Genomic DNA, 23,681 nt, shown 5'->3' on the forward strand with positions numbered 1-23,681 from the left:
TTGTTTCTATTACAACTCCACTATGAAATTAAAATATTTTACTTTTCTATTCCTACTACTTTCTCTTTTCTATTCATGCAAAGAAAGCGAAGCCTCAAAACCAACAGTCAAACAAGAATTACTTGTAGACTTAAGTAAACTTAATAATGAAATTACTCAATTTCAAACGCTTGTAAAAAGCAATTCTTCACAAAAAGAAATTGTCGAACAATTTAAAAAGTCACGTCTAGCATACAAAAAAGTCGAATGGGCAATTGAATATTTCATTCCTGAAACTGCCAGATTCATGAACGGCCCTGCTCTTGACGAAATGGAATTGGAAGAAAACCGATCTTTTGAACCTCATGGTTTTCAGGTTATGGAAGAAATGATTTATCCTGAATACAATCTTGAAAGCAAAGAAGATTTAACGAGAGAATTGAATATTTTTCAATCAAATATTAAACAGCTCAAAAGCACTTTTGAAGTTATCACCATTAGTGATGATTATGTTCTGGATGCTATACAACAGAATGTTTTTAGAGTTATTGCTTTAGGAATAACTGGTTTTGACAGTCCAATTTTACAGTCTTCAATTCCAGAAGCTGGACAGAGCTTAATCTCAATTCCAGAAACACTTGAAAAGATTAATGCTGATAACAAATCGGTATCTGAATTAAGAGAATTAACCAAAAACGCAAAAAAATACTGCTCTGAAAATAATAATTTCAACGCTTTCAATCGTGCCGTTTTTATAACTGAATATCTAAATCCGATTTCGAAAAAACTGAAAACTTTTCAGAAAGAAGAGAATATTAAAAATGTAAAGAAAAGCAGTCCTCTAAAGCCAACAATTGAAACTTTATTTGATAAAAACGCTTTTGAAGTAAATGCTTTTGTGCTTTCTAAAGAGTATAATTTTACGAAAGAAAAAGCAGTTTTAGGCGAAAAATTGTTTTATGACACAAGTCTTTCCAAAAACAATGACCGAAGCTGTGCAACTTGTCATAATCCCGAAAAAGCTTTTACAGATGGTTTAAAAACAAATGTTTCGCTTACTGGAATGAATTTACCAAGAAATACTCCTACTCTAACCTATGCTTCATTACAGAATGCTCAATTTTGGGATATGCGCCAGTTGGATTTAGAAAAACAAAGTGTAGATGTAATTCAGAATAAAGACGAAATGCATGGTTCTATGGAAAATATTCACGCTAAAATTCAGCTGGATAAAGAATATGTAAAATTATTCAAAAAAGCTTATCCAAAAACCGCAAAACCAGAAGCTTGGCAAATTCAAAATGCTATTGCGAGTTATGTGCGTTCTTTAAACTCTTTTGATTCGAGATTTGATGAATACATGAGAGGGAATAAAAATGTTCTGAACAATGAGGAAATCGAAGGAATGAACCTATTTATGGGAAAAGCAAAATGCGCCACTTGCCATTTTACGCCTTTATTTAACGGAACTGTTCCCCCGAGTTACTCCAAAACCGAACACGAAGTTATCGGAACTCCAAATGATCCTTCAGGAAAATCTTTAAGCCCAGATAAAGGCCGTTATATCTACAATCAAATGCCACAGTTAATTGGTGCATTTAAAACACCAACTGTCAGAAATGCTGCGGTTACTGCACCATACATGCATAACGGAGTTTTCAAAACTCTAGAAGAAGTGGTTTCTTTTTACAACAAAGGTGGCGGAATTGGTTTAGGTTACGAAGTAGAAAACCAAACGCTTCCTTTTGATAAACTTAATTTAACTGTAAAAGAAGAAAAAGCTCTCGTTGCTTTTATGAAAACGCTTACGGATAAGAAATACCAATAAAACCAAAATAAATCCTCAATTAAACAAAAACGCCGAAAAGTAATTTTTCGGCGTTTTTTCATTTTTTATTCTTCTATAAAAAGGCGATAAGGAAATACATTTGATGACCTGTTTTTTAAGTTCCTTATAAAACTTTCGCACAAATAATCCCATTCTACGGTGCACCTCCTGGATATGTTGGTTACGAAGAAGGTGGGCTACTAGTAAACAAGATAAGACAAAAACCCTACTCTATTGTTTTATTTGACGAAATTGAAAAGGCGCATCCTTCCGTTTTTGATGTATTTCTTCAGATTATGGACGAAGGTAAATTGCATGATCGTTTAGGAAAAGAAGGTGATTTTTCTAATGCAATAATTCTCTTTACGTCAAATATTGGTGCAGATCATATCGTTAATACATTTAATAATGGTGAAATTCCAGCATCGAGTTCGTTAATGGAAATTATGGCAAATTATTTCAGGCCTGAATTTTTAGGACGTTTGACTGAAATTGTACCTTTTGCACCAATCAATAAAGAAAATGCTCTAAAAATATTTGAAATCCATCTTAAAAAAGAATTCGTTGATTTATTACACAATAGTAAAATAACAGTAGAAATTCCTTTAGAAACTAAACTATATCTAGCCGAAAATGGATACAATGCAAAATATGGTGCTAGACCTATCAAAAACATCATTAGGACACATTTAAGAAGACCACTTGCAAAAAAGATAATTTCTGGAGAAGTTAAAGACAACGACAGCATCTCAGTAATTATTGAAAACAATGAAGTAAAATGGATTATAGCAGAAACTATTTCAGTTGAGAATTAGTTTTTCCTTATCACAAAAAAAAACGCTAAGAAATCAATCTTAGCGTTTTTAGTTTTTATTCTAAAACCAAACCTATTTGGCCATCATCATCTAATTCTGTCTCCACAGAATCATCTTCTGGAATTTCCGGTTTTTCAGGAACTTCTTCAACTGGCTCTTCATAAGGAAGTGGTTCTAATAAATTGACTTGTCTTAATTTATCAGTTGTTAATTGATTTCCAAGAGCTTTAAAACCTTTTACGGCTATAAAATCTTCTACATCTATATGTAAATCGTCTTTTTGAACTCCTTTTACTTTCGCAAATACCAATTGCGCAACTGGACGGTAATCTGTCGAGACAATTTCCAATTGTGAATTTGGGTGATCGGTAATAAAGCTTTCTTCTTTTCCTTCATTTTCAACCAAGAAACGTTTTAAGAAATAGCGTTCTTTTTCTCCATCATAATAAATTGCGGAAATTGGTTTTTTAGGTTTCCATTTCTCCAGAACAATCATATCTTCATCAAAATGCGTAGATAATTCTGGAATGAGCACTTTTAATTTACCGGACTGATTAATTACTAAGATTTTATCTGTCGGTTTAAATTCACCTAACAGTTCTCCTCTTGCGTCAACATTTAAACGTTTTACGGTATCATCAAACCAAACTTTTCTTGGCAATAAAGTCGAAATTCCTTTTTCTTTTAATTCGATTTTCTTGATTGGATATTTGGTCACTAAGTTTCCTTTAGAACCACGTCCTTTAATGGCTAACTTAGCAAAATCAATATCAAATTTCAATTTCTTGATTGTTCCAACTTGGCGTAATAAAATAGTCACAACCTCAGCTTCTCCATTTGGATTGTGCGAGAAATAAACTACTTGAGAACCATTTGTTCCATTTGTCAAATCGTATGCTTTATCACGGGTTACACCAGTAACATTAAAACGCTTGATATAAGATGGCCCAGATTTACCATCACGATACATCATATTGTAAATGGTACGCTTATCGTTTTTGTCAAAAACGGCGGCATGTATAATGTCCTTCCCAATAAAGGTTTTGGCATCTACTTTTGTAATCATTAAGGTTCCGTCTCGCAAAAACACGATAACATCATCAATATCCGAGCAATCACCAACGTATTCGTCTTTCTTTAAACTCGTTCCAACAAAACCTTCTTCGCGGTTTACATATAGTTTTGTGTTTCTTAAAACTACTTTTGTAGCTTCAACGTTATCAAAAACACGAAGTTCTGTCTGACGTTCACGTCCTTTTCCGTATTTCTCTTTTAATTTGGTAAAATATGCAATAGCAAAATCTGTTAAATGCTCCAGATTATGCTCCACTTCTTTCATTTCTTCTTCTAACCTTGAAATCAATTCATCGGCTTTATCAGAGTCGAAACGCGTAATACGAATCATCGGAATTTGAGTCAAACGCTGTAAATCCTCATCATTGATTTCTCTAACAAATGATTTTTTAAAAGGCTCAAAACGATCGTATAAATATTTGTAAAGCGATTCTCTGTCTCCGTATAATTTGAAGTCAATATACATTTCTTCACGAATGAAGATTTTTTCTAAAGTAGAGAAATGCCACTTATTTTTTAATTCTTCTAATTGAATTTCAAGCTCTTGCTTAAGCAAATCAACTGTTCTTTCAGTTGAAATCTTCAACATTTCTGAAACCCCTATAAACAAAGGCTTATTGTCTTCAATAACACATCCTAAAGGTGCAACAGAAGTTTCGCAAGCAGTAAATGCAAATAGTGCATCAATCGTTTTGTCTGGCGAAACGCCTGGAAAGAGATGAATTAAAATTTCTACATCAGCAGCGGTATTGTCTTCAATTTTCTTGATTTTGATTTTGCCTTTATCATTGGCTTTCAAAATACTGTCAATTAAACTCGACGTATTGGTAGAAAACGGAATCTGCGTAATCACCAAGGTATTTTTGTCTAACTGCGAAATTTTAGCACGAACACGAACACGTCCGCCACGCATACCGTCATTGTAATTCGAAACATCAGCAATACCCTGCGTCATAAAATCAGGATAAAGCGTAAACGGTTTTCCTTTTAAGATTTTAATCGAAGCGTCAATTAATTCATTGAAGTTATGAGGAAGCACTTTTGTAGAAAGTCCAACCGCAATACCTTCTGCTCCCTGTGCTAAAAGTAATGGAAATTTTACAGGAAGATTGTTTGGCTCTGCACGACGACCATCATACGAAACACCCCAATCGGTAATTTTTGGAGAATACAAAACTTCCAAAGCAAATTTAGATAAACGTGCCTCAATATAACGAGGCGCTGCCGCACCATCGCCTGTTAGAATATTTCCCCAGTTTCCTTGGCAGTCAATCAATAAATCTTTCTGACCAATCTGCACCATAGCATCACCAATACTCGCATCTCCGTGAGGGTGATACTGCATGGTGTGACCAACAACATTGGCAACTTTGTTATAACGACCATCATCCAACTCTTTTAAAGAGTGCATAATACGACGCTGAACAGGTTTAAATCCGTCCTCGATAGCAGGAACTGCACGTTCCAAAATTACATACGAAGCATAATCCAAAAACCAGTCTTTATACATTCCGGTTACTTTGGTAATAACGTCTTCGCCTTCTTCTTCCTGATTTTCGTAAAAATGCGCTCCTTCAAAATGCTTTGCATCTACATCGATAATCTCATCGTCATTTCCATCCTGATTGTCATCCATCAGGTTTTCATCTTGATTATTCTCGTCGTCGTTTGGAATTATGTTATCGTCTTCTTCGTCTTTCATTTTTATATGCTGAATTATTTCAGTATTCTTTCTATTTTAAATTTAACGGAAGTTTTTTCAATTCCCCAGTCACTGACTGGGTTTTATATTTTGAAAACCGCAGACAGTGACTGCGCTTTTCAAAACTTAAAAAATTCCACAACATTGTCGCGGATTTTTATTTAAACCTCCTCCAATTCATCAATCTCCACCTTCAAGTTCTTGATAATAAACTCTTGTCTGTCTGGCGTGTTTTTACCCATGTAGAAAGACAATAACTGCTCAATCGACGTATGTTTATCCATCATAACAGGATCTAAACGAATAGTATCTCCAATAAAGTTCTTGAACTCATCTGGCGAAATCTCTCCCAAACCTTTAAATCGGGTGATTTCTGGCTTTGGTTTCAGCTTTTCAATCGCGTCTTTTCTTTCTTCTTCAGAATAACAATAAATCGTTTCTTTTTTGTTTCGAACCCTGAAAAGAGGTGTCTGTAAAATATACAAATGCCCTTCTTTTATTAACTCAGGGAAAAACTGTAAAAAGAAAGTAATCAAAAGCAAACGAATGTGCATTCCGTCGACATCGGCATCGGTTGCGATTACAATATTGTTATAACGTAATTTTTCTAGTCCGTCTTCGATATCAAGTGCAGCTTGCAATAAATTGAATTCTTCGTTTTCATACACAATCTTTTTAGACATTCCGTACGAATTCAAAGGTTTACCACGTAAACTGAAAACCGCTTGCGTGTTTACGTCACGCGACTTTGTAATCGATCCAGAAGCCGAATCTCCCTCGGTAATAAAAAGCGTGCTTTCTAAATTTCTAGGATTTTTAGTATCAGGAAGATGCGCACGGCAATCTCTTAATTTTTTATTGTGAAGATTTGCTTTTTTAGCACGATCTGTCGCCAGTTTTCTAATTCCGGATAATTCTTTTCTTTCGCGTTCTGCCTGAAGAATTTTACGCAATAAAGCTTCAGCTGTCGGCGGATTTTTATGCAGGTAATTGTCCAGTTTCGTTTTAATGAAATCGTTAACGAAAGTACGAACAGAAACCGCTGGTGTTCCGTCATCAGAACCCATGTCGGTAGAACCTAATTTTGTTTTGGTCTGAGACTCGAAAACAGGTTCCATCACTTTAATGCTAATCGCACTTACAATCGATTTTCGAACATCAGACGCATCGAAATTTTTGTTGTAAAACTCACGAATTGTTTTCACAACCGCTTCACGGTAAGCTGCTAAGTGCGTTCCTCCTTGTGTTGTATTCTGACCGTTTACGAAAGAGTGATATTCTTCACTGTACTGCGTTTTACTATGTGTCAATGCCACCTCAATATCGTGGTCTTTCAAATGAATAATTGGATATTCTAAATCTTCTTCGCTGATAGTTTCTTCTAACAAATCACGAAGTCCGTTTTCTGAATAGTATTTTTCTCCGTTAAAAATAATCGTCAAACCATTGTTTAAGTAACAATAGTTTTTAACCATTTTTACAACATATTCTAAACGGAATTTAAAATTTTTGAAAATCGTTTCATCTGGCGTAAAAGTCACTTTTGTCCCTTTACGTTTTGTAGTATCGATTATATCTTCTTCTAGAACTAAATTTCCAGCAGAAAACTCTGCTCCTTTTTGTTTATCATCTCGAACCGATTCTACACGAAAAAAAGTAGAAAGCGCATTAACCGCTTTTGTTCCGACACCATTTAAACCAACTGATTTCTGGAAAGCTTTGGAATCGTATTTTCCTCCCGTGTTCATCTTAGACACTACATCGACCACTTTCCCTAACGGAATACCACGTCCGTAATCACGAACGGTAACTGTTTTTTCTTTGATACTTACCTCAATAGTTTTTCCTGAGCCCATTACGAACTCATCGATACAGTTGTCTAAAACCTCTTTTAGAAGAATGTAAATACCATCATCCGGCGCAGATCCGTCTCCAAGTTTTCCGATATACATCCCCGGACGCATACGGATATGTTCTTTCCAATCAAGCGAACGAATATTATCTTCGGTATATTGATTTTGCTCTAGCATATATGATTTTAGGATTTTTTGCTAATGTACCATTTCTTAACAAAAAATGAAAGTGTATTTTCTTTTTGTTACGAATAATAACAGTTTAAAATCTATTTAAATTGATTTTAAAATAAAACGGGCATTAAAATTATGCAAAAACTGCTTTTTCAACAAAAAAGTGCTATTTGATTCCGAGCACTTCTTTTGCCAAAGCAATCATTTCGGGCGTTCCCGTATTTTTGTTTTTTTCATCAGAAAGTTTCACAACGCCTTGCCAATGCAGATTATCGGGTTTTGTATCAGTTAATTTAATCACCATATTCATGGGAGGAAGTCCCACATCGTTGGTAAAATTGGTTCCAATTCCAAATGACATTTTTATTTTGTCCTGACAGAAATCGACAATCTTTTTTACTTTATCATAATTGAGTGAATCTGAAAAAACAATGGCTTTTGATTTTGGATCAATTCCCATTTTGATGTAATGCGAAATCACTTTTTGGGCAAACTCAATCGGATCACCACTGTCATGTCGAACGCCATCAAAAAGTTTGGAATATTTTTTATCAAACTGATTGAAAAATATTTCTGTCGTGTACGTATCTGTTAAAGCTATTCCGAGATCTCCGCTATAAACTTGTGTCCAATGTTCCAAACTGATAGAATTTGCCATTTTAAAGCCATATTGCGCCGCATGAAACATAAACCATTCATGAGCATGCGTGCCTAAAGGTCTTCGATTATTTACCATTGCAAAATGCACATTGCTTGTACCAATGAAGCTTTGTCCGCCATAAGTACGCAAAGTCTCATTTACAAGATTTTGGACATCATAAGAGTGACGTCGCCTTGTTCCAAACTCCAAAATAGAAACACCAAGTTTATTGTAATTCTCTATTTTTTCTTTCGTAAGACTTTTTACAGCTTCATCATTTAAACGAATTAAATGATTTGCTTTGTAAAAAAGTTCCGAAATCAAAGCCATTAAAGGCACTTCCCATAAAATGGTTCTATACCAAAAACCTTCAACTGTTACTGTAATTTCTGAACCTTCTTGACTAATCTGAACTTCAGACGGATCAAAACTATATCCTTGCAGAAAATCTAAATAAGTGGGATCGAGATAAGGGCAATAATGAGCGAGATAATTCTTTTCTTCCTTTGTTAAACGTAAATCTGCCATTGCATCAACAGAATTTCGAAGTAAATCTGCAAAACCTTCTGGAAAAACATGTTTTCCGCGGTTTATAAATCCATAACGAACTTTTGCTTTTGGAAAAAGTTTAATTACAGCATGCTGCATTGTAAATTTATAGAAATCATTATCTAAGATTGATTTCAGAAAAGTCGCTTCCATAGTGTTCAAATTCGGATCATTCTTGCTAAGATACGGCAATTTCAGAAAAGATGAAAATTGAATAATCCTTAAATAAGTTATTTCGAAACTACTTTAAAAGAGACAACGCTATTACCATCCACAAAAACAGTAATATAATCTCCAATATTATTATCAATACCCATTTGAAATTCTAGTCCCCCTCGTTTTTCTTTTGGGTTCTGAACTTTAACAGCTTTATTGTATTTATTCAAATAAAAAACCTGATTCGATTTTGAGAGGTTTTTGATTTCAACTGTAATTTTATCCCCATTTCGAGCTTCAATTATTCCAGAATCAGGCGATTTAATTTTATAATCTTTTTCGATTGTAGTATTGTAAATTAAAGGGCCATTCAAAAAATCTTCTTTACTCAATCTGTTTCCCAAATAAGAACCTGAATCTGGAAAATGCTTTGCAAAGAAATAATCGGGATCTGTATCAAAATAAGCCGGATTAAAATCGTTTACCATTCTGCCTTTACTGCTGTCGTAATAACCTTGCCCCCATGTCACATCCAAAAGACGCCATTTTTTATCAATTAAAACTATATTCCAAGCATGATTGGATGAAGTAGTTTTTCTACCTATATCCCGCACTGAAATCTTAGAATCGCCACGAATGATTTCGCATTTAATTCCCATCAAAGAAGCCAAATGCTGATACAGAGCCGTAAAACCTTCACAGACCGCTTTTTTAGATTTAAAAGCTTTCTGAATCAGATTATCATTCAGCTGTTTTATTTTTCGCTGTTTCTCTGCTTCTGAAGAATAGCTGAAACCTTGCGTTCTTGGAGGATTCAAATATGCATTGTAATCGTATCTTATATTGAAGGCTATCCAGCTGTAAATAGCACGCGCACGATCATAATCCGAATCAAAATCTTTTTCGATTCTGTTGGCTAATTTTTCAGTGCTATCAAAGCTTTTAGGGTATTTTGCAACTATCTTATCAACCTCACTAACCTTTTGAGCAAAAGTGAAATTGATGAAAATACTATTTAATAAAAGGAAAATAAGGGCAATCTTTTTTTGTGGCATTTAAAAATTTGATTTAATAATATCTTTCAGTTCTTGATCTAATTCAGGATTAGAGATTTTATTTTCTTGTAAATCAAAATTCGAGCCAAATGCTGGTAATGAGAAACTTCCTTTAATTTCTGCACCATAACGCGGGAAAAGATTTTGCGCAATTCCTAAAACAGACGCACCTCCTCTACCGCCTGGAGAAGTCGCTAGTAATAACATTGGTTTGTGCTGAAAAACATCTTTTTCGATTCTAGAACTCCAATCGAAAACATTTTTGAAAGCAACAGAATAATTTCCGTTATTTTCTGCCATTGAAACCACTAGAATATCAGCTTCCTTAAGCTTATTCAAGAATGCTTGTGCCACTTCATGCTGGCCAATTTCTTTCTCTAGATCTACACTAAAAACTGGCATTGCAAAATCGTTTAAATCTAAAACTTCAACATCTGCATTTTCAAACAAACTAGATGCATAAGTCGCAAAACGTTTGTTGATTGACTGCTTACTGTTACTTCCTCCAAAGGCTACTATTTTCATATTTGTGGTATTTGTTTTTTTCAACCATATAAGTAATGTAAGTTCATTTAAAAAGCTTTGTCTTTAAACTAAATAAGACAAACTTAAATTTTCTTATATGACTTATATGGTTTAGTATTAATTTTCTATTTCAAAAATCTCTTTTTGTATTTCTACAGAATAATCATTTGGCGAAATACTTCCGCCGAAAGCTTTTGCATAGACTTTAGTAAATTCTGCTCCAAAATATAAAATTATAGCCGAATAATACACCCAAACCAAAATTATAATTACAGAACCCGCTGCGCCATAAACGCTTGCAACAGTTGAATTTCCTAAGTAAACGCCAATTGCAAATTTACCTATCATAAACAAAATCGCGGTGCTTGACGCTCCTATAAAAGCATCTTTCCATTTGATAATGCCGTCTGGTAAAGTTCGGAATATAATAGCAAAAAGCAATGTAATAGTGGCAAAAACAATCACCAAATTAACCACATAAAAAAAGTAAACTGTTGTGTCTGGAAAATAAAGTTTTAAACGTGCATTTAAAACGTCGAGTGTGGCATTGACCATTAAACTGACCAGCATCAAAAATCCAACTGAAACGATCATAGAAAAAGACATCAACCTATTTTGAATAAACTTTTTCAAACCTTTGTTAGGTTTTGCTCGAAGTCCCCAAATATAATTGATTGAACTCTGAATTTCGGCAAAAACTCCTGACGCCCCAATCAGCAACATGACAACGCCAAAAACAGTCACAAAAACATTACTGTCTGATAATTGAACATTTTTGATTGCCTCCTGAATCTGTACTGCAGCATTATTCCCGACCAATCGATTTATCTGACCATATAACTGACCTGTGACTGCCTCTTCCCCAAAAAAGAAGCCACAAATGGTAATTATAATAATCAACAAAGGAGGCAAAGCAAAAATGGTATAATAAGATAATGCCGCGCTTAATTTTATAGCATTATCATCGTTGAATTCTAAAAATGTTGTTTTTAATAAATACCAAGTTTTTGAAAAGATGTTATGATTTTTCATTTGCTTATTTTTTGATATTCACTCAAATTTAAGCATTAATGAAATTTTTTGACTTCTTGGATTTTACTTAGGTTTTATATTTTTCCCATATTTATTTATAGTGACAAAAAATCCCTTTATCATAAACTGTCCATAAACTTGCTTTTTGATTGGCAGCTTTCAAGGCGTTATTTGCCCAAGTATTACAAGTATAAAAAAGACTATAACTTCCTTTAGCTTCATAGAAAGCATCTTTTCTTCCGTAGCTGTGACCTTCAATCCATTGTGGATGAATTGGATCACTAAAACTATTAGAGATATAATTGACTAGATTTTGATAGTTTTCTCTTGAAACTAAAATTCGTTTGCAATCATCACCTTCTCTTAACTGTTTAAAAAATGTAGCATGAACAGCAGAAGAACTGATCCCGAATGCAGCTTTGAAAGCTGTACTTGCCTTTAAATCTGACCATTCTGGCGTTTCTAAATAAAAACCTTTATCTCCCCAGCCAAAAGCGATATAATTCATTAATGAATCTTTTGACTGTGTCTGGCTAAATTGAATTTCATTTCGCCAATCTTTAATTTCATTTTTTACGGGAACTACAATATCGGTATGCACTCCGTTTGAAAGAATGTAAATCGGAATTGCATCTTGCTCTTCCACCTTTGCAATATCTGAATTGACAGTAATTTTAGAAATAATTAAAACAGAAGAAATATACAAAGCAAGAAAACTGAAAATTCCGAAAAGCGTCCAGCCTAGAATTTTGAATGATTTTTTTAGCATTTTGATTGGTTGATTTTAGATTAGTAATTGGTTAATTTTTCTGTAACCAATTTTTGAGCCAAAATTTTTAAGTTGCTAAAATTAGGACGCGGATTTTACTGATTCGCTTTCGCGAAAGCGCGGATTTAAACGGATCTTTTATTCTCATTTTTTTGTCCTCCTGAGCGAAGTCGAAGGACATGTTAGAAATTCCCTAAAGTATTTCCAATCTTTGCGCGGGCTTCAACTTCGTTCAGTCTGACAATACTAGCAATCACGTGATAAACAAAAAAACTGCTGAATTTCTCCAGCAGTTTTAATCTATTACCTTTCTTCTTTACTCTTTTATCTCAAGAAAAAAAGACTAAACGTTAAAACGGAAATGCATTACATCACCATCTTTCACAATATATTCTTTTCCTTCCACTCTGAATTTTCCAGCTTCTTTTGCTTTAGCTTCAGAACCGTATTGAACGTAATCATCATATGAAATTACCTCTGCACGGATAAATCCTTTTTCAAAATCAGTGTGGATAACTCCTGCCGCTTGTGGTGCAGTTGCTCCAATATTGATTGTCCAAGCGCGAACCTCTTTTACACCAGCTGTAAAATACGTTTGCTGCTTTAATAATTTGTAAGCTGCACGAATTAAAACTGAAGCTCCTGGCTCTTCTAATCCCATATCTTCAAGAAAAACCTGACGCTCTTCGTAGCTTTCTAATTCTGTAATATCAGCCTCTGCTCCTACTGAAAGCACAATAACTTCAGCTTCTTCATCTTTTACTAATTCACGAACTTGATCCACATATTTATTTCCGTTTACCGCAGAACTTTCATCTACATTACAAACGTATAAAACTGGTTTTGCAGTAATTAATTGGAAACTTTCCATAAGAACTTCTTCGTCATTATTTTGAGGAACGATTGTTCTCGCAGATTTTGCCTGCAAAAGAGCTTCTCTAATTCTGTTTAATAAAGCTTCTTCTGTTTGAGCCTCTTTATTTCCTGTTTTTGCAGCACGTTTTACTTTTTCCAAACGTTTTTCGATTGTTTCCAAATCTTTTAACTGCAATTCGATATCGATAGTTTCTTTGTCACGAATTGGATTTACGTTTCCATCTACGTGTACAATATTATCATTGTCAAAACAACGTAAAACGTGAATGATAGCATTACACTCTCTAATGTTTCCTAAAAACTGGTTTCCAAGACCTTCACCTTTACTTGCTCCTTTTACCAAACCTGCAATATCAACGATATCTACAGTTGCCATTTGAACGCGCTCTGGTTTTACCAACTCTTCCAATTTGTTGATTCTTGGATCTGGAACGTTTACAACACCAATATTTGGCTCGATTGTACAAAACGGAAAGTTTGCACTCTGCGCTTTTGCATTAGATAAACAATTAAATAATGTTGATTTTCCAACATTTGGCAATCCTACAATTCCTGCTTTCATCTGTTTGTTTCTATTTATTTTATGCGGGTTTTCAAATTTAAACCCTTCACATTAAACCTTGTGATTTAATGTCTTATGATTTATGTGCTTTTATCATTTTCTGCCAAAATACTATTTTTTGGCTTTAAAATTTTGCAAATATAAGATTTAATAGCTCTTGCACGAAGTAAAAATGGCCAATAATATAATTTTAGAGATATGCAATGAAATTTTTAAACATTTTATTAAATTTTTGTTAAAAAACATTACTTTTATAAAACTAATCAACAAAAAACAAACCAATAAACCAACAACTATGAAAAAGATTGCATTATTACTATTTCTGCTGAATTCAGCATTTCTTTTTGCGCAAAAAGAGGTCTCGGGTCTTGTAAAAGATAAAACTGGAAACCCACTTCCGGGCGTTAATATTGTCGAAAAAGGAACTTCTAATGGTGTTTCAACCGATTTTGAAGGGAGCTTTAGAATAAAAGTTAAAGAAGGCGCGACTTTGGTTTTCAGTTATGTAGGATTTACAACAGTAGAAAAAACAGCTTCTGGAGATAAAATAAATGTTATTTTAAGTGAAAATGATGGCCAGGTTTTAAATGACGTTGTAGTCGTTGGTTCTAGAAATGCAAAACGAACGGTTGTAAACTCTGCTGTCCCTATTGATGTAATCAATGTAAAAGATGTTACAACGCAAAGCGGTAAAATCGAAATTAATCAGCTTTTACAATATGTAGCTCCTTCATTTAATGCAAATAAACAATCGGGGGCTGATGGTGCCGACCACGTTGATCCGGCTTCTTTAAGAGGTATGGGACCCGATCAGACTTTGGTTTTGATTAACGGAAAAAGAAGACATCAATCTTCTTTAATCAACTTATTTGGAACTCGCGGACGTGGAAACACAGGAACAGATTTGAATGCGATTCCTGCTGCATCTATTAAAAGAATTGAGATTCTACGCGATGGTGCTTCGGCTCAATACGGTTCTGACGCTATTGCCGGCGTTATCAATATTGTGACCAATGACAATGTAGATGAACTAACTGGATCTGTAACTTATGGTGTTTTTAACACAAATGCAAAAGGAGATTTCCTGCCTGGAACTCCTAACACTAAAGGATTCAGATTAGATCAAAATGGAAATGGAAATTCATACGGAAAAGATCAAGATTTTGATGGAGGTTCTGTAAGAGTTGCTGCCAACTATGGAACTAAAATTGGAAGCAAAGGCGGTTATGTAAATGTTACTGGTGAGTTTTTAAACAAAAACAAAACACTAAGACCTGCTTACGATTTTAGAAAAGGTTTTGGAGATGCTGAAATGACAGGTGTTAACTTGTTTGCCAATTTAGCAATTCCTATTTCAGAAAAAACAGAATTTTATGCGTTTGGCGGAAGCAATTTCAGAGATACAGATGCTTATGCTTTTACTAGAAATGATGGAGAAAGAGTTGTAGAATCTGTTTATCCAGGTGGATATACGCCAAGAATTACTTCTAAAATCAATGATAATTCTATCGCAGCAGGAATTAGAACTGAATCTTCTGGCGGATGGAAATTTGATTTGAGCAATACTTTTGGTAAAAACAAATTCCAATACGATATCAAAGGAACTATAAATGCTTCATTAGAAGAAAAATCACCTCACGAGTTTGATGCTGGAGGCCATAGTTTACTTCAAAACACTACAAATTTTGATATTTCAAAAAATTATGGAGATGTTTTAAAAGGTTTTAATATTGCTTTTGGAGCAGAATTCAGAGTAGAACAATTTGAAATATTTGCTGGCGAAGAAGGCTCATACGCAACTTATGACACTAATGGAGTGCCAATTACAGACCCAACAACTCAAAGTGCTCCTATTGACCCTGTAACTGGAGAACCAAGACCTGGAGGCTCACAAGGTTTTCCGGGATACAGTCCTGCCAACGAAGTAAATAAAGATCGTACCAACTTCTCGCTATATGCTGATGGTGAATTGGATATCACAGAAGCTTTAATGGTTAGCGGAGCTTTACGTTTTGAAAATTATAGCGATTTCGGAAGCACACTAAACGGAAAATTAGCGTCGAGACTTAAAATTACAGATCATATCAATGCTAGAGGATCTATAAGTACAGGTTTCCGTGCGCCATCTTTAGCTCAAATTTATTATAATTTGCGTTTTACCAACTTTAATGCTAGCGGAGCAACGGAAGTATTATTGGCTCCAAACGACAGCCCAGTCACAAGAGCTTTTGGAATTGAGAAATTGAATGAAGAAAAAGCAGTAAATGCTTCGTTAGGATTTACGGCATCTTTCGGCGATTTTACAGCTACAGTTGACGGATATTATATTCAGGTAAAAGACCGTATCGTTTTGACAGGATATTTTGATGCCAGCTCTTTAAATCTTGGCGTTTCTGAAGCTCAATTTTTTGTGAATGGAGTTGACACAAGCACACATGGTTTAGATTTGGTATTCTCTTGGAAGAAAAACTTTGATTTCGGCCAATTTGGTGCAACTTTAGTTGGAAACATCAACGATATGAAAATCGACAAAGTAAAAAATGGCACTCTTGACGAATCTATTTTCTTCGGAAAACGTGAAAAAGCATTTTTATTGGCTTCTGCTCCAGACAATAAATTTGGCTTAAATCTAACTTATGCTAAAAACAAATTTGATGCAGGATTAGCTTTTACTCGTTTCAGCAAAGTAGTTTTGGTTGATTATGCTGATGAAGATGATGTTTACAATCCGAGATTAATTACCGATTTAACTGTTGGATACCAATTTACCAAAAACTTAAAATTGACTCTAGGAAGCAACAACTTATTTAATGTATATCCAACCAAACAAGACGAACAAGGAAACACAGAAGCCGGAGGTTATTGGGATGCTGTACAAATGGGTTTCAGCGGAGCTTATTACTATGCAAGACTTGGATTTAATTTTTAATTATGATTATAAAGGGCTTCGACTCTGTTTAGCCTGACATAAAACAAAAAAATCCTGAACATAATGTTCAGGATTTTTCATTTCTATTTATAATTACAATTTAAACTCTAGAGAAGCGATGATAGCTTTTTCTTCATCGGTTGCTGTAAATCCTGAAATATCCCAATAATGGGTCAGGATTTTGTTTTTCTTATTGAAAAGTGATTTTTCTTTAAAGACATCACTTTCATTATAAGTAAAATTCTGTTTATTGAAACCTGTTGTGACAAAACTATTTCTTACCTGAACATTCTTAGTTTTATCTTTTAAAACAACATTATAGCCTATTTCTTCATTAGAACTCAGCAAGTAGTAATCCGTTCCGTCCCATCTGTAATTCACTTTAACAAACGATTTTGTCATATTTTTATCGCCTACATTTGTTTTTTCTTCAACCTTATCAAGATTTGTAGGAGTAACTGAAATTGTATATTCTACAATAATCTTTTTTAAAGGATCATAAATGATTTCGAAATTATCAATTGCTTCTTTAGCTTTATCCAAGGGAACAACAGACATTACATAATAATCTTTGTTTTTTGAATGTCCTTTGGTTGTAAAATCATATTCTTTTTTGGCTTTTGGACTCAATAAAGGTTCTAAGTATTTAAAATTCGAATAATTCTCCATTATATCATTCAAATTATATCCTTTTAAATCTGCACTTACATCTGCTTCCAATAGTCCGTAGGAGCGATTTTGCTCAACTAGTAAAGTTGTAGCATTATTATCTTTATCAAATTGAAAATTCACCAATCCATCATTATAGTACGTATACTGATTGTCGAGCATAAAAAACTCTCTCACATATACCTTCTGTCTATGGGAGATGCTAATTTTCTTTGTAGAATTGTTAACCAATTTCTGCAGTATTTTTTCTGGAGATTCCTTAGACAAAACCACTTCATCTAATTTATTGTTTTTACTCTTTAAATAAATAACAAATTTTTGATCTCCATTTAAAGAAGTCCAGCGTACAGTCAAATCTTCATAATTAGTTTCAGAAACCTGAACATTAGATCCCCCAGTGAGCATAAAAGTAACTTTTCCTTCTTCATTGCTCAATAAAATCTGCTGAGTTTTCATTATTTTAACTGTAGCATTTTGTATTGGCTCCAAGGTTTCTATATCCTTAACAATAATAGAATATTCCTCCTTTTGTGCAAAAACGCTTAGATAGTTGAGTAAAACGATAAATAAAAGTAGCAATTTCTTCATAGGCATTGTTATTTTTTCAACTAAAGTATTGTTTTTCTAACAATAAAGCAACAGCCAAAAAAACAAAACATTCGCTATCAAGAGACTAACTTTTACAAATACCTGAAATCAGGGTAAAAAAAATCCTGAGTTTTTCGACTCAGGATTCCATACTATTTCTACAGCTATTCTTACTCATTATGCAAGAAAGCTTGTCTTTCTAATAAAGTTTCTTCGTCTTCAACGTGATTGTCATCAGGTACACAACAGTCAACAGGGCAAACAGCAGCACACTGCGGCTCATCGTGAAAACCTTTACATTCTGTACATTTTCCTGGTACGATATAATAAATTTCATCAGAAATTGGAGTTTGCGCATCATCAGCGTCAACTTCAGTTCCGTCAGGTAAAACTATTTTTCCAGAAAGACTAGTTCCGTCTTTATATCTCCAATCATCTGCTCCTTCATATATTGCTGTATTTGGGCACTCTGGTTCGCAAGCCCCACAATTGATGCATTCGTCAGTTATAATAATTGCCATCGTTTATTAATCTTAAAGTTAAAAGTCTTAAAGTTCTAAAGTCAAAATAAAGACAAGCATAGCTTTTGACTTTATGACTTTTGACTTTCGACTTAATTATGCTTATTTTTGTGCAAAATTACAATCAAAACAATTCATAAACAAACATTATGACATTAGAAACAAAAAAAAGTGTTTTTGTTGAATTAGGAAAATTTTTAAGTCAGTTTTCTGAAGACGCTTCTGCACAAAAATCTGACGTTTTATATAACGATATCTTTTTTGAAGATTTCGAAAATCTAATTCGTTTATCACAATCTCATAATGGATGGTATACTCCTGAACAGGTTTATTTTTCTATACAATCTTGGGCTGAAGCTTTAACAAAAGAGAATATCGACAAATGGCTTTCGACTTATAAAATTGAGGAAAACAATGACAATCCAAAAACCATTGCTTTGATTTTAGCTGGAAATATTCCACTCGTTGGCTTTCATGATTTCTTATCGGTTTTAATCACAGGAAACAAAGCTTTAATTAAAACTTCATCAAACGATCAGCATTTATTGCCATTTTTGGCTAAATATTTAATCGCTGTTGATGGAAATTTCAAAGAAAAAATCACTTTTGCAGAAGGAAAACTAGAAAACTTTGATGCTGTAATTGCTACAGGAAGCAACAATACTTCCCGTTATTTTGAATATTATTTCAAAGATAAACCTTCAATTATTCGCAAAAACAGAAATTCGGCTGCGATTTTAACAGGAAAAGAAACCAGCGAAAATCTAGAAGCACTTGGAGAAGATATTTTCAGATATTTTGGTTTAGGATGCCGAAATGTTTCTAAACTTTTTATTCCGAAAGACTATTCTTTTGAAACATTTTTTCAGGCAATGTTCAAATACCAGGATGTTATTCACTATGAAAAATACGCTAATAATTATGACTATAATAAAGCGGTATTTTTAATGAGTAATTTCAAATTATTGGATAACGGTTTTTTGACTTTAAAAGAAGATTCAAGTTACGCCTCTCCTATTTCAAGTGTTTTTTATGAATATTATGAAAACCTTGAAGAACTGCAAAAACGTCTTCAGGAAGACACAGACCAAATTCAATGCATTGTTAGCAACAATTTAACGGCAAATAGTATTGCATTTGGAGAAACCCAAAAACCTCAATTGTGGGATTACGCAGATAATGTGGATACTATAACGTTTTTGTTAACAACAAAGTGATAAATTGTTTAATTATTTCGAATATTTTAACGCTTTTTCGGCTCTTATTGCCGAAATTTGCGTCTTTAAAATTTTCGACTATTAACAACAACCATGAAAAAACACAACTACAGCGCAGGACCAAGTATTTTACCTCAGGAAGTTTTTGAGAAGGCATCAAAAGCAATTTTAAATTTTAATGATTCAGGGTTATCTATCCTTGAAATCTCGCACCGAAGCAAAGATTTCGTTGCAGTTATGGAGGAAGCTCGTTCCCTTGCTTTAGAATTATTAGGTCTTCAGGGAAAAGGTTATCAGGCTTTATTTTTACAAGGTGGTGCAAGTACAGCATTCTTGATGGCACCATATAACTTAATGAAAGAAAACGGAAAAGCTGCTTATTTAGATTCTGGAACGTGGGCAACCGCGGCGATCAAAGAAGCTAAACTTTTCGGTGAGACTGTTGTCGTAGCTTCTTCAAAAGAAGACAATTATACTTATGTTCCTAAAGGTTACGAAATTCCAGCCGATGCTGATTATTTCCACTGCACAAGTAACAATACCATCTTTGGAACTCAAATGAAAGAATTCCCAGCAACAAATGTACCTGTTGTATGCGATATGAGTTCTGATATTTTTTCACGCGAATTAGATTTCTCTAAATTCGATTTAATCTATGCTGGAGCTCAAAAAAATATGGGGCCTGCTGGAACTACATTAGTAGTGGTTAAAGAAGAAATCTTGGGCAAAAACGGAAAAACTATTCCAAGCATGCTAGATTATGCTAAACACATTAAAGGCGAAAGTATGTACAATACTCCACCTGTATTTGCTGTTTACGTTTCTCTTTTAACTTTACAATGGATTAAAGAAAAAGGCGGAATCGCTGCTGTTGAAAAATTAAACAACGCAAAAGCAGAATTACTTTATGCTGAAATCGACAGAAACCCATTGTTTAAAGGAGCTGCAAAAGTTGAAGACCGTTCAAATATGAACGTAACTTTCTTATTGAACAATCCTGAACACACTGAAACTTTTGACGCTTTATGGAAAGCTGCAAACATTTCTGGATTGCCAGGACACCGTTCTGTTGGCGGATACAGAGCTTCTATCTACAACGCTATGCCAATTGAAAGCGTTCAGGTTTTGGTTGACGTAATGAAAGCACTAGAAACTAAAGTTTAGTTCTCAGTCTCAGTCTCAGTCTCAGTTTACAAAAAAAGAAAAATCAAATAGTTGGTTTATCGATTAAACAAATAAACGGTTAAGCGATTAAACCAAATAAAAAAAATAAACCCTGCAATGAAAGTATTAGCAAATGACGGAATTTCTAAAAGCGGAATTCTAGCCTTAGAAAAAGGCGGTTTTGAAGTTATCACTACAAAAGTAGCTCAAGAACAAGTAGCTAACTATATAAATGATAACAATATTGACGTAATTTTAGTTCGTAGCGCAACTAAAGTTCGTAAAGATATTATCGATTCTTGTCCTGGTATCAAAATCATCGGTCGTGGTGGTGTTGGTATGGATAATATCGATGTGGATTATGCAAAAAGCAAAGGAATCCATGTAATTAATACTCCTGCTTCATCTTCTGAGTCTGTTGCAGAATTAGTTTTCGGGCACTTATTTTCTGGTGTACGTTTTTTACATGATTCTAACAGAAATATGCCTCTTGAAGGAGATTCAAACTTTGACGGTTTGAAAAAAGCTTACGCTAACGGAACAGAATTAAGAGGAAAAACTTTAGGTATTGTTGGCATTGGTCGTATCGGACAAGCTACTGCAAAAATGGCTCTTGGTTTAGGTATGAAAGTTATCGCTGCTGATAGCTTTATTCCTGAAGTAGACGTAAAAGTTGAGTTTTTTGATGGACAGTCAATCACAACTAAAATCGTTTCTCAATCTTTAGAATCTTTATTTAAAGAATCAGATTTCATTACATTACACGTTCCTGCTCAAGATGGATACATCATTGGAGAGAAAGAACTTGAAATCATGAAAGATGGCGTTGGAATCGTAAACTGTGCTCGTGGTGGTGTTATTGATGAAGTAGCTTTAGTAAAAGCTTTAGATTCAGGAAAAGTTGCTTTTGCTGGTTTAGACGTTTTCGAAAGTGAGCCAAAACCAGAAATGGCAATCTTAATGCACTCTAAAATCTCCTTGACTCCTCACATCGGAGCTGCAACTGGAGAAGCACAAGACAGAATTGGTACTGAATTAGCATCACAAATCATTACTTTGTTAAGCTAATTAACTATAATTAAATTACTTAGAAGGGATTTATTAACACCGTTTAATAAATCCCTTTCTTTTTTTGTTTAAATTTGATTTATAATCTAAACCCTAAATATCATGTTTGAACAATTAACCCAATTAGTGCAGCAATACGGAGGCGATGCTGTGGTAAACAATAACGCTGTCCCAAATGAACATAACGACGCCGTAATAAGCGAAACAAGCAGTTCTATTTTTGAGGGATTAAAAAAGATTGTTTCTGAAGGAAACACAGATCAGATTGCTGGATTATTTAATGGAAATTCTCCAATCGACAGCTCAAATCCTGTTGTTCAGCAAATTCAACAGCAATTGAGCGGAAATCTTGGCGAAAAATTCGGATTGAGCAGTGCTGATTCAAATGGAGTAGCTTCTAATTTGATTCCACAGATTTTAGGCTCTTTAGTCAACAAAGCAAAAGATCCAAATGACAGCAGTTTTCAAATTTCGGATATTATCAATTCTATTTCAGGAAACAGCGGACAAGCTTCTGGAATAATGGATACCATCTCAAAATATGGAACGCAATTTGGCCTTGACCAAAACAACGACGGAAAAGTTGATGTCGCTGATGTTCTTGTAGTTACCAAAAGCAAAGGAGGAATTGCAGGTTTTATTGGAAAACTGTTTGGGAGCAAGTAAATAAAAGACACTAAGATTCTAAGCTTCTAAGTTACTAAGTTTTTAAAGCTGTTTGCTTCGCAAACAGCTTTTTACTTTTATGCACACAACCAAAAAGAAAGCTAAGAAGCTTAGCAACTTAGAACCTTCAAAAGAATGTTAAACCTTTGTTACTTTGAACCTTTGCCCCCCTGAACCTAGAAAAAATATCGTAATTTTATGCTATGAAAAAATGCATTTCCATATTAATTGTTTTACTTACTATTATTGCATGCTCTTCTGCTTCTCAGAATATTGCGAGCACAGATACTGCATCTGCGTCAAATAAAAAAATAAGCGATACCGTTAGAATTGCAAATGATTCATTGGAATACGAAGTTATTATAATCGACAATGGATTCTCAACTTGGCTTGCTTCTCGCGCTTATCCAAGAAACTATTATTCATTGCAATATCTTGAAAACAAAAACTATTTGTACGTTACAGAATGGAATAATCGTTTTTCACAGCCACAGCGTTACAATCCAAATTTGTACGAAATGTCAATTGACTACCGCCCTGACATTCATTACGGCTATGAAGTAAATTACCTAATTTACAATTACATGATTTATTTCCAAAATACTTACAAACAAAAGCTTTGGGGTAACGTTCCTTCAAGATAATATACTATATTTGTAATCATTACAAATAGCAATGAACAGATTAAAAAAACGCTGGGGAATTACCTCCAACTTACAAGCCATAATTATAATTATCGTTTTTGCCATCACAGGATCGGCATCTGCGTGGCTGTCTAAACCTTTCTGCGTTTGGCTTGGAATTACTAAAGAAGATTTTGGTGGCTGGTTTACACTTATTCGTCTTATTGTTATCTTCCCAATCTATCAGGTTTTATTGGTTGCTATCGGGACTATTTTTGGGCAGTTTAAATTCTTTTGGAACTTCGAAAAGAAAATGCTTAAAAATATGGGACTTGGTTTTTTGTTTAAAGATTAACTCCCTTCTTCTTCTGTTTTAATTTTCAAAAACCGTTCTGGTTAAGATTTTCCTTTATTCATTTTTTTTAAATTTCTTTTCAATTTATTCAATCAATTACACTTTATAAATTTCATAGCGATCAATCCCCGCATTTATTAGATGTCGAGCGCCAAAAAATGTTAGTATAAAAAAAGAGAATACAATTATTTTAATCATATTTAACGATAATACATTAAGCAGAACAGCATTGTGCAGGATAGTTTTGTTTTAAGTAATAACAAACTTTACAATAGTCGAAATCAATCATTAT

The 23,681-nt window shown here is 34.0% G+C and carries 18 protein-coding genes and 1 pseudogene; 9 read left to right on the forward strand and 10 right to left on the reverse strand.

The window, feature by feature from the left end; all coding sequences use genetic code 11:
* Nucleotides 1-22 precede the first annotated feature (22 nt).
* Entirely contained in the window at nt 23-1,807 is a 1,785-nt protein-coding gene (locus tag RB618_RS09075; RefSeq protein WP_308068454.1) for a cytochrome c peroxidase, read from the forward strand.
* 155 nt (nt 1,808-1,962) lie between these two features.
* A pseudogene (locus RB618_RS09080) lies at nt 1,963-2,622 on the forward strand (AAA family ATPase); the annotation flags it as partial.
* 55 nt (nt 2,623-2,677) lie between these two features.
* Here the strand turns inward: RB618_RS09080 and RB618_RS09085 are convergent.
* The 8 genes from RB618_RS09085 to ychF all read right to left on the reverse strand — a co-directional run bounded on the left by RB618_RS09085 (nt 2,678) and on the right by ychF (nt 13,589).
* Nucleotides 2,678-5,398 carry a DNA gyrase/topoisomerase IV subunit A gene (locus RB618_RS09085; RefSeq protein WP_308068455.1) on the reverse strand — a complete coding sequence of 907 codons (2,721 nt, stop codon included), beginning with the start codon at nt 5,396-5,398 and terminating at the stop codon, nt 2,678-2,680.
* A 161-nt stretch (nt 5,399-5,559) separates the two neighbouring features.
* A complete protein-coding gene (locus RB618_RS09090) occupies nt 5,560-7,428 on the reverse strand; it encodes a DNA topoisomerase IV subunit B (protein WP_308068456.1) in 1,869 nt (622 codons plus the stop codon).
* 163 nt (nt 7,429-7,591) lie between these two features.
* Entirely contained in the window at nt 7,592-8,767 is a 1,176-nt protein-coding gene (pncB, locus tag RB618_RS09095; protein ID WP_308068458.1) for a nicotinate phosphoribosyltransferase, read from the reverse strand.
* Nucleotides 8,768-8,844: 77 nt separating this feature from the next.
* The gene (locus RB618_RS09100; protein WP_308068460.1) at nt 8,845-9,825 is read right to left on the reverse strand and encodes a transglutaminase domain-containing protein; all 981 of its coding nucleotides are present in this window, start codon (nt 9,823-9,825) and stop codon (nt 8,845-8,847) included.
* On the reverse strand, nt 9,826-10,350 hold the full coding sequence (locus RB618_RS09105; RefSeq protein WP_308068461.1) for an NAD(P)H-dependent oxidoreductase: 525 nt from the start codon (nt 10,348-10,350) through the stop codon (nt 9,826-9,828).
* A gap of 117 nt (nt 10,351-10,467) precedes the next feature.
* Nucleotides 10,468-11,382, reverse strand: coding sequence for a YihY/virulence factor BrkB family protein (locus RB618_RS09110; RefSeq protein WP_308068462.1), 915 nt, complete (start codon nt 11,380-11,382; stop codon nt 10,468-10,470).
* A 91-nt stretch (nt 11,383-11,473) separates the two neighbouring features.
* On the reverse strand, nt 11,474-12,151 hold the full coding sequence (locus RB618_RS09115; protein ID WP_308068463.1) for a TIGR02117 family protein: 678 nt from the start codon (nt 12,149-12,151) through the stop codon (nt 11,474-11,476).
* Between the two features lie 343 nt (nt 12,152-12,494).
* Nucleotides 12,495-13,589, reverse strand: coding sequence for a redox-regulated ATPase YchF (gene ychF / locus RB618_RS09120; protein ID WP_111424099.1), 1,095 nt, complete (start codon nt 13,587-13,589; stop codon nt 12,495-12,497).
* 295 nt (nt 13,590-13,884) lie between these two features.
* On the opposite strand from ychF, the gene RB618_RS09125 reads away from it, so the two are divergent.
* On the forward strand, nt 13,885-16,518 hold the full coding sequence (locus RB618_RS09125; RefSeq protein WP_308068464.1) for a TonB-dependent receptor: 2,634 nt from the start codon (nt 13,885-13,887) through the stop codon (nt 16,516-16,518).
* A gap of 93 nt (nt 16,519-16,611) precedes the next feature.
* On the opposite strand, the gene RB618_RS09130 is transcribed toward RB618_RS09125, so the two are convergent.
* Nucleotides 16,612-17,775 (reverse strand): hypothetical protein, encoded by a 1,164-nt coding sequence (locus RB618_RS09130; protein WP_308068465.1) that lies wholly within the window; start codon nt 17,773-17,775, stop codon nt 16,612-16,614.
* Between the two features lie 170 nt (nt 17,776-17,945).
* Nucleotides 17,946-18,296: a 4Fe-4S dicluster domain-containing protein gene (locus tag RB618_RS09135; protein WP_111366760.1), complete on the reverse strand. Its 351-nt coding sequence runs from the start codon at nt 18,294-18,296 to the stop codon at nt 17,946-17,948.
* Between the two features lie 149 nt (nt 18,297-18,445).
* On the opposite strand from RB618_RS09135, the gene RB618_RS09140 reads away from it, so the two are divergent.
* From RB618_RS09140 to RB618_RS09165, 6 genes are all read left to right on the forward strand, one after another.
* The gene (locus tag RB618_RS09140; protein WP_308068466.1) at nt 18,446-19,513 is read left to right on the forward strand and encodes an acyl-CoA reductase; all 1,068 of its coding nucleotides are present in this window, start codon (nt 18,446-18,448) and stop codon (nt 19,511-19,513) included.
* Nucleotides 19,514-19,606: 93 nt separating this feature from the next.
* A complete protein-coding gene (serC, locus tag RB618_RS09145; RefSeq protein ID WP_308068467.1) occupies nt 19,607-20,677 on the forward strand; it encodes a 3-phosphoserine/phosphohydroxythreonine transaminase in 1,071 nt (356 codons plus the stop codon).
* 117 nt (nt 20,678-20,794) lie between these two features.
* Nucleotides 20,795-21,745 (forward strand): D-2-hydroxyacid dehydrogenase, encoded by a 951-nt coding sequence (locus tag RB618_RS09150; RefSeq protein WP_111378598.1) that lies wholly within the window; start codon nt 20,795-20,797, stop codon nt 21,743-21,745.
* Nucleotides 21,746-21,847: 102 nt separating this feature from the next.
* Nucleotides 21,848-22,411 (forward strand): DUF937 domain-containing protein, encoded by a 564-nt coding sequence (locus RB618_RS09155; RefSeq protein WP_308068468.1) that lies wholly within the window; start codon nt 21,848-21,850, stop codon nt 22,409-22,411.
* A gap of 203 nt (nt 22,412-22,614) precedes the next feature.
* Nucleotides 22,615-23,055, forward strand: coding sequence for a DUF6146 family protein (locus tag RB618_RS09160; protein WP_308068469.1), 441 nt, complete (start codon nt 22,615-22,617; stop codon nt 23,053-23,055).
* A 31-nt stretch (nt 23,056-23,086) separates the two neighbouring features.
* Complete coding sequence (locus tag RB618_RS09165; protein WP_308068470.1) at nt 23,087-23,389, forward strand: DUF6787 family protein; 303 nt, start codon at nt 23,087-23,089, stop codon at nt 23,387-23,389.
* The last annotated feature ends 292 nt before the right edge of the window (nt 23,390-23,681 follow it).

This window comes from Flavobacterium sp. LHD-85 (assembly GCF_030929595.1).
In the GTDB taxonomy this organism is placed as follows: Bacteria; Bacteroidota; Bacteroidia; order Flavobacteriales; family Flavobacteriaceae; genus Flavobacterium.